The sequence below is a fragment of the Longimicrobium sp. genome (genome assembly GCF_036387355.1).
Classification (GTDB): domain Bacteria; phylum Gemmatimonadota; class Gemmatimonadetes; order Longimicrobiales; family Longimicrobiaceae; genus Longimicrobium.
The window spans coordinates 1-5,167 of the sequence record NZ_DASVTX010000367.1 but is presented as its reverse complement, the minus strand read 5'-3'; the positions used below and the strand labels follow the sequence as shown (position 1 = coordinate 5,167).

The following is a 5,167-nucleotide window of genomic DNA, read 5'->3' as shown; positions in this document are numbered from 1 at the left end:
CGTTGGGGTGTGCCCCCTCTCCCACATCTGTTCGTGGGAGAGGGTGGCGAGCCTAAGCGAGACGGGTGAGGGCCACACCCGTCCGCCGCGCCACCTCTGCCCTCCATCCCCAAGCCGCCCGACAAACCTCCCCCAGTCCTTTTTGGGGGAGGGTGGGCCGGTGGTGCCGGCCCGGGTGGGGGCCGCGCGCATATCCCGCCGAATCACGCGGATGTCCCACCCATTGGACGAACCTGATGCGGGCTTTGCCCGCGCGAGTGCAGGCGGCGCAACACTTTACAGACGCGGAGCTCGCGACTAGCTTCCCCCGCACATAAGCACGAAGGGCCTCACGGAAGCCGGTGAAAATCCGGCGCGGCCCCGCCACTGTAAGAGGCCCGGCAACCCACCGCCGGCCCGGCCCCGCTCAACAAAGCCACTGGGTTTACCCCCGGGAAGGCGAGCGGGGACCGCCTCGAGCCAGGAGACGCGGCCCTCTCTGCTCCCGCACATGCAAACCCCTCGCGGGAGGGGAGCGGGGTCCGCGTATCCGCCGGCCGGGGCACATCCGTGTGCACCCTCCCGGCGCCGTCCGCGCCCGTTCCTCCCGCGCTCATCCGCGGACCAGGACGGGCGTTTTGTCGTTGATTCACCGGAAGCTTCCGGTCTACCTCCTCGTGCTGGCCGCCGCGTGCGGCGGCGACGGCCGCGCCGTGCCCGGCGCCGCGCCGTCCGCCATCGCCGTGGTGGACGACGCGGGCGACACGGTGCGCCTGGCCGCGCCCGCCCGCCGCATCATCTCCCTGGCGCCCAACGCCACGGAATCGCTCGTGGCCATTGGCGCGGCGGGGCAGCTGGCGGGGCGCACCGACTACGACCTGGGCGTGGGGGTGGATTCGGTGCCCTCCGTGGGCGGCGCGCTGGACCCCAGCCTGGAAAAGATGGTGGCGCTGCGCCCCGACCTGGTGATCGGGTGGAACTCGCGCGGACCCAACCCCATCCGCGACCGCATGCGCGAGCTGGGCATCCCCTTTTACGCCGCGCGGACGACGGACACGGCCGACGTGTACCGCATCGTGGGCCACCTGGGGCGCCTGACCGGGCGCACGCCGGCGGCCGACTCGGTGAACGCGTCCGTCCGTGCGGAAATCGCGGCGGTGCACCGCTCCGTGGCCGGGCTCCCCGTCCGCTCCGCCTTCTTCGTCATTGGCGACGAGCCGCTCATGACGGCGGGACCGGGGACGTTCACCTACCAGCTGCTGGAAGCCGCGGGCGGGCGCAGCGTGTTTCCCGACGCCACCGGCCAGCCGCAGTACGTGTCCATGGAAGAGCTGGTGAAGCGCCAGCCCGAGATCGTGCTTCTGCCGGTGATGAACGACGGCGAGGCCAAGGTGCGCGAGCTGGCGGGGCGCCCCGGGTGGCGGGAACTGCGCGCCTTTCAGTCCGGCGCCGTGCGCACGCTGCCGGTGATGGAGGTGAACCGCATGGGGCCGGGGATCGCCCGGACGGCGCGCATGTTCCGCGACGCCCTGCATCCCGAGGCGGCGGCAAAGTGAAGCCCGCCCTGCGCCTCCTGGTCCTGGCCGCCGTGCTGGCGGGCGCACTGCTGCTGAGCGTGCGCCTGGGCGCCGTGCGGCTGCGGGTGGACGAGGTGGTGGGCGCGCTGCGCGGCGTCGGCGACCCCGCGACGGTGGCCATCGTCCGGCGGCTGCGGGTGCCGCGCTCCATCCTGGCGGCGCTGGTGGGGGCGGGGCTGGCGGCGAGCGGCGCCACCTTTCAGGCGCTGCTGCGCAATCCGCTGGCGGAGCCATACGTCCTGGGCGTGAGCGGCGGCGCGGCGGTGGGGGCGGTGTTCGCCATCGTGCTCGGCGCGTCGGCGGCGAGCGGAACGGTGGCGCTGGCGGCGTTCGCGGGCGCGGCGCTGGCCGTCGTCCTCGTCCTGCGCCTGGCGGCCTCCATCGGCCGGGCGCTGGACACGCGCGTCCTTCTGCTTTCCGGCGTGGTGGTGGGCGCGTTCTTCAACGCCTGCATCCTGCTGGCCCTGACCTTTGCGGACACGGAGTCGTTCCGCGCCGCCCTCTTCTGGATGATGGGAAGCTTCAGCGGTGCCACGTGGCGGGAGATCGGCCTGCTGGCGCTGGCGGGCGGCCCGGCCGTGCTGGTGCTGATGGGGCTGGCGCGCTCGCTGAACCTGCTGTCCATCGGCGAGGAGACGGCGGCGTACCTGGGTGTGCGGACGGAACGGGTGAAAATCGTGGCGTACGGCACGGCGTCGCTGGTGACGGCGGCGTCGGTGAGCGTCAGCGGGGTGATCGGGTTCGTGGGGCTCGTGATCCCCCACTTGGTGCGGATGGTGTGGGGCGCGGACCACCGCTTTCTGCTCCCCGCCTCCCTGCTTCTCGGCGCCACCTTTCTGGTGCTGGCGGACGTGGTTGCGCGGACGGTGACGGCGCCCACGGAGCTCCCCATCGGCGTCATCACCGCGTTCATCGGCGCGCCCTTCTTTCTGTGGGTGCTGCGGCGGAGGACGGCGTGAGCGGCTGGACGTGCGAGGGCCTCACCTATCGGTATCCCGAGGCGGACCGCCCCGCGCTGCGCGGCCTGTCGCTGCGCATTCCTGCGGACGCCTGCACGGCGGTGCTCGGGCCCAACGGGTCGGGCAAAAGCACCCTGCTGCGCATCCTGCTCGGCACCCTGAAGCCCTCTGCGGGGACGGTGGCGTTCGGGGATCGCCCGGTGGCGGAATGGGGGCGCGAGGCGATGGCGCGCGCGGTGGGGGTGGTGCCGCAGGGCGAGGAGGCGGCGTTCCCCGTTTCCGTCCGCGAACTCGTGGGGATGGGGCGCTACCCGCACCTGGGCGCGTGGCGGCGCGAGGGCGAGGCGGACCGCCGCGCCGTGGACGAGGCGATGCGCCGCTGCGACGTGGCGGGGCTGGCGGCGCGCCCGGTATCCACGCTCTCCGGCGGGGAGCGGCAGCGGGCGCGGGTGGCGCGGGCGCTGGCCCAGCAGGCGCCCACCCTGGCGCTGGACGAGCCGACCGCCGCGCTGGACGTGGCGCACGAGATGGCCATCTTCGAACTGCTGCGCGACCTGGGGCACGGGGGGCGGACGGTGCTGCTGGTGACCCACAACCTGAACCTGGCGGCGCGCTACGCCGATCACCTGATCCTGCTTTCGGACGGACAGCTCGCGGCCGCGGGGACGCCGGCGGAGGTGCTGACGCGGGCCACGGTGGAGCGGGTGTACGGCTGGCCGGTGGAGATCGCCGCGCACCCCGGCCCTGGTCCGGACACCGGCGCGCCGCAGGTGGTGGCGCTGGCGGGGGAGCAGTGCGTGCGGATGGAGCACGGCGCGGGGCGGTACGATGCGGCGTAGCGTGTGGATGGCGGTCGCGCTCCTGCTCTGCCTGCCGCCGCGCCTGGCCGGGCAGCGGCCGGGGGAGATCGCCGGGCAGGTGACGGAGAGCGGCAACGGCGCGCCGGTGGAGCGCGCCGCGGTGGAGATCGTGGAGCTGGGGCTGCGCGCGTGGACGGACGCGGCCGGCCGCTTTCGCCTGCGCGGCGTGGAGCCCGGGCCGCACCGGCTGCGCGTGACGCGGACGGGGTTCGTCGCCGGCGCGGCGCAGGCGGAGGTGCGCAACGGGGAGGAAGCGTGGGTCGCCGTGGCGCTGGTCCCCGCGCCGCTGCGGCTGGAGGCGGTGCGCGCGTCGGCCGCGGCGGATCCCGTGGCGGACGGAACGCGGGTGGGGCGCGCGGAGATCCAGGCCAGCGGCGCCCGCACCGCCGCGGAGATCGTGGAGCGCGTTCCCGGCGTCGTCGTCCGCGGCACGGGGGCGACGGGTGCGCGGACGGTGAGCATCCGCGGCAGCGGCGCGGACGCGGTGCTGGTGCTGGTGGACGGCGTGGCGCTCAACGATCCCGTGACGGGCGAGGCGGACCTGAGCGGCGTCCCCGCGCAGTCCATCGAAAGCGTCACCGTGCTCCCCGGCGCCCGCTCGGCGCGCTACGGGCCGCGGGCAGAGGCGGGCGTCGTGCTCATCCAGACCCGCGCGGGGGAAACGACGCGGTCGGTGGAACTCGCGGCGGGGACGCTGGGGGAGCGCGCGGCCCGGGCGGAGTGGGGCGCGCCGCTGGGCGGATGGGCGCTGCAGGCGGGCGGCGGCCTGCGGGAGATGGCGGGGCGGTTCGCCTATCCCCGTGACCCCAACGACCCCGTGCCCGTCGTACGGCGGAACGCGGACCTGGGCGAGGCCAGTTTCTGGGGCGCGGCGGGCGGGCGGGTGGCCGGCGGCGACCTGCGGCTGCGCGGCGGATGGGAGTGGCTGGACCGCGGGCTTCCCGGCGTGGGGCACACCCCCGCGCTGCACGCGCGGGAGCAGATGTCGCGCGGGCGCGCCTCCGCCGCGTGGAGCCGGGGCGCCACGCGGGCCGTCGTCTCGGCCGCCACGCAGCGCATCCACTTCGCGGACCCGCAGCCCCCGTTCGGCACGGCGTACAACGACACCACGCGGGTGGGGACGCTGAACGCGCGGGTGGAATCGTCGCGGACCGTGGCGGGCGGCGGGGCGGTGTGGGGCGGCGGGGTGGAGGGGCAGCTGCAGCGCATCCGCGCCCCCCTGTCGGACGCCGCGCCGCGCACGCTGGCGGGATTCGGCGCGTTCGGCCACGCGGGGACGGAGTTGCGGCTGGGGGGGCGCACGGCGAGCGTGGAGGCGGAAGGGCGGGTGGACCGCGACGGGGTGACGGGGGGATGGTACGGCAGCCGCGCGCTTTCCCTGGCAATGGACCTGTCGCGGGTGCGCGTGCACCTGGCCAACCGCAGCGCCTACAGCCCGCCCTCGCTGGGCGACCAGTTCTTTCGCGACGGCGTGGGGATCGTTCCCAACCCGGAGCTGCGCGCGGAGCGGGTGCCCAACGAGTGGGAGGCGGGCGCCGCCGCGTCGGGCACGCTGGCGGGGGCGCGGGTGAGCGCGTCCGCCGCCGCGTACGATGCGGACGTGCGCGGGATGATCGTGTGGATGCAGCGCTTCAACGGGCGGTGGACGCCGGGGAACGTGAACGCGCACCGCCGCGGCGCCGAGGCGCGGGGCGAGGCGCGGGTGGCGGACCTGCGGGTGTCCGCGTCGTACGCACTGGCCCGCATCACCTACGACCGCGAGCTGGACGACGACGTGCAGGTGGTCTACCGC

The 5,167-nt window shown here is 75.2% G+C and carries 4 protein-coding genes and 1 riboswitch; all 4 genes read left to right on the top strand.

Annotated features, from left to right (window positions below; translation table 11 throughout):
* Nucleotides 1-333 precede the first annotated feature (333 nt).
* A riboswitch (cobalamin riboswitch) is annotated at nucleotides 334-468 on the top strand.
* A gap of 155 nt (nucleotides 469-623) precedes the next feature.
* Nucleotides 624-1,535 (top strand): helical backbone metal receptor, encoded by a 912-nt coding sequence (locus VF665_RS15995; RefSeq protein WP_331054442.1) that lies wholly within the window; start codon nucleotides 624-626, stop codon nucleotides 1,533-1,535.
* Nucleotides 1,532-2,515: an iron ABC transporter permease gene (locus VF665_RS15990; protein ID WP_331054441.1), complete on the top strand. Its 984-nt coding sequence runs from the start codon at nucleotides 1,532-1,534 to the stop codon at nucleotides 2,513-2,515. The genes VF665_RS15995 and VF665_RS15990 overlap by 4 nt, the downstream gene beginning before the upstream one ends.
* Nucleotides 2,512-3,354 (top strand): ABC transporter ATP-binding protein, encoded by an 843-nt coding sequence (locus VF665_RS15985; protein ID WP_331054440.1) that lies wholly within the window; start codon nucleotides 2,512-2,514, stop codon nucleotides 3,352-3,354. The genes VF665_RS15990 and VF665_RS15985 overlap by 4 nt, the downstream gene beginning before the upstream one ends.
* Nucleotides 3,344-5,167, top strand: a 1,824-nt coding sequence (locus VF665_RS15980; RefSeq protein ID WP_331054439.1) for a TonB-dependent receptor plug domain-containing protein, incomplete at its 3' end; no start/stop codon positions are given. The genes VF665_RS15985 and VF665_RS15980, both read left to right, overlap by 11 nt.